Source organism: Tissierellales bacterium, from assembly GCA_035301805.1.
GTDB lineage: Bacteria > Bacillota > Clostridia > Tissierellales > DATGTQ01 > DATGTQ01.
The window spans coordinates 1-2,659 of record DATGTQ010000160.1 but is presented as its reverse complement, the minus strand read 5'-3'; the positions used below and the strand labels follow the sequence as shown (position 1 = coordinate 2,659).

The following is a 2,659-nucleotide window of genomic DNA, read 5'->3' as shown; positions in this document are numbered from 1 at the left end:
GATAACCTATTTACTCCCATTATTAATAGGTTATACAGGAGGTAATATGGTCGGTGGCAAAAGAGGTGGAGTAATTGGTGCTATATCAACTATGGGAGTAATAGTTGGAGCAGATATTCCTATGTTTTTAGGGGCAATGGTTATGGGGCCTTTAGGAGGTTTTGCAATAAAGAAATTTGATGAACTAATAGAGGGCAAAGTAAAAACTGGATTTGAAATGTTAGTTAATAATTTCTCAGCAGGGATTATAGGAATGTTAATGGCAATGCTTGCTTATTTAGCTATAGGGCCATTAGTGTCAGGTTTAAGTATTGCATTAGGTAAAGCGGTAGAATTCATTGTAAATGTAGGACTTTTACCACTTTCTTCAGTAATAATAGAACCAGCTAAAATATTATTCTTAAATAATGCAATTAACCATGGTGTATTAGGGCCAATAGGGGTTCAAGAAACTAAGGAAATAGGAAAATCTATATTCTTTCTTCTTGAAACAAATCCTGGTCCAGGATTGGGTGTTTTATTAGCTTACTTGGCATTTGGTAAAAAAACTATTAAGCAATCTACGCCAAGTGCTATAATTATACACTTTTTAGGGGGAATACATGAAATATATTTCCCATATGTCTTAATGAATCCGGCTTTGATTCTTGCAATTATTGCAGGAGGGGCAAGTGGAGTATTTATTTTTGATCTATTTAATGCAGGTCTAGTAGCTACACCTTCACCAGGAAGTATAGTTGCACTGTTTGCAATGACACCTAAAGGTTCTTTTGTAGGGGTATCCTTAGGAGTATTAGTATCAACTGCAGTATCTTTCTTAGTAGCATCTATATTTGTTAAATCTTCTAGTAAAGAATTAAATGATGAAGAGCTAGAGAAAGCAACAGTAAAAATGAAAGAATTGAAGAATAAAAAAGAGGAAAGTATTGAGATAGAAGGAGAAATAAGAAAAATTGTATTTGCATGTGATGCGGGAATGGGTTCTAGTGCTATGGGTGCCAGCCTTTTAAGAGATAAGGTTAAAAAAGCTGGATTAGATATACCTATTGTCAACTGTGCTATCGAGGATATTCCAAAAGATGGTGATATTATAATAACTCATAAAAATTTAACAGAAAGGGCAAAGGAAAAAGCCCCAGATAAAAGGCATATTTCCATAGATGATTTTCTAGCTACTTCTGTTTATGAAAAGTTAATAGGGGAATTAATAAAAAGAGGAAAATTAAATAATAATGAAGAAAGAAAACAAAAAGATAAGACTGTATCAGATAATATATTATTACAAGAGAATATTATTCTTGGATTAGATAGTAGTAACAGAGAAGATGCAATAGATTTAGTAGGTAAATTATTAGTAGAAAGTAATTATGTGAAACCTGGATATATAAAGTCTATGCATAGGAGAGAAGGAATAATGTCAACTTATATAGGAAATGGTGTGGCAATTCCCCATGGAGATAAAAATTCTAAAGATGAAATAATAAAATCTGGAATAGCTGTATTACAATATCCAGAAGGTATTGATTATGGAGATGGTCAAATTGTTCATTTAGTAATTGGTATTGCAGGAAAAGATAATGAACACTTAAGTATATTGTCCAACCTAGCCACTTTATTAGAGGATGAGAAAATAGTAAATGAGCTAATTAATGCAAAAAATATTGAAGATGTATATAACATTATTGTAAATAGAGATTAGTGGAAGCTAAATAGTACAGTTAGGAGGAATAGCTATGAAAAAGGCTATACAATTTGGGGCAGGTAATATTGGGAGAGGATTTATAGGGTCCCTATTATTCTCCTCCAATTATCATGTAATATTTACAGATATTAATCAGGATATTGTTAATGCTATAAATGAAGATAAAAAGTATTTAGTTGAAATAGTAGGGGAAAAGGTTCGAAAAGAATATATTAAAAATATTTCTGCTATATCATCTCTTGAGGAAAAATTAATTGAGGAAATGAATGAAGTAAATTTAATAACAACAGCAATTGGACCTAATGTTTTAGATAAAATAGCCCCTACAATAGCATTAGGTATTCAAAAAAGATATCAGAGTAAAAATAATAATTATATGAATATTATCCCTTGTGAAAATATGGTTGGTGCAGCAGATTATTTAAAAGAACAGGTTGAAAAACATTTAAATGATAAGGAAATAGAATTCATGAATTCACATATTGGATTTGTAAACTCTGCAGTAGACAGAATTGTTCCACCATTAGAAAATAGAGGAGAAAATATTCTCCATGTGGCAGTAGAGGAATTCAGTGAATGGATTGTAGACGAAACAAGGTTTAAGGGGGATATTCCTGAAATAAAGGGGATGGAATGTACTAATAATTTAATAGCTTATATAGAAAGAAAGCTGTTCACGTTAAATACTGGACATGCTATAACTGCATATTTAGGATATTTAAATGGATACAAAACTATACAAGAAAGTATTGAAGATCCATATATTCAAAAGATAGTACTAGCTGCGATGAGTGAAAGTGGAGAGGTTTTAATAGAGAGATATGGATTTAATAGGGAGAAACATGAACAATATATGGAAAAAATCTTATCAAGGTTTAAAAATCCATATCTAAGAGATGAAGTAATAAGGGTAGGAAGACAACCTTTGAGAAAATTAGGGAATAATGATAGATTAAT

The 2,659-nt window shown here is 31.2% G+C and carries 2 protein-coding genes; both read left to right on the top strand.

Going from position 1 to position 2,659, the window contains the following annotated elements; translation table 11 throughout:
- The coding region (locus tag VK071_08185; protein HLR35287.1) for a PTS mannitol transporter subunit IICBA at window positions 1–1,699 on the top strand (1,699 nt) is incomplete at its 5' end.
- A gap of 34 nt (window positions 1,700–1,733) precedes the next feature.
- The coding region (locus VK071_08180) for a mannitol-1-phosphate 5-dehydrogenase (GenBank protein ID HLR35286.1) at window positions 1,734–2,659 on the top strand (926 nt) is incomplete at its 3' end.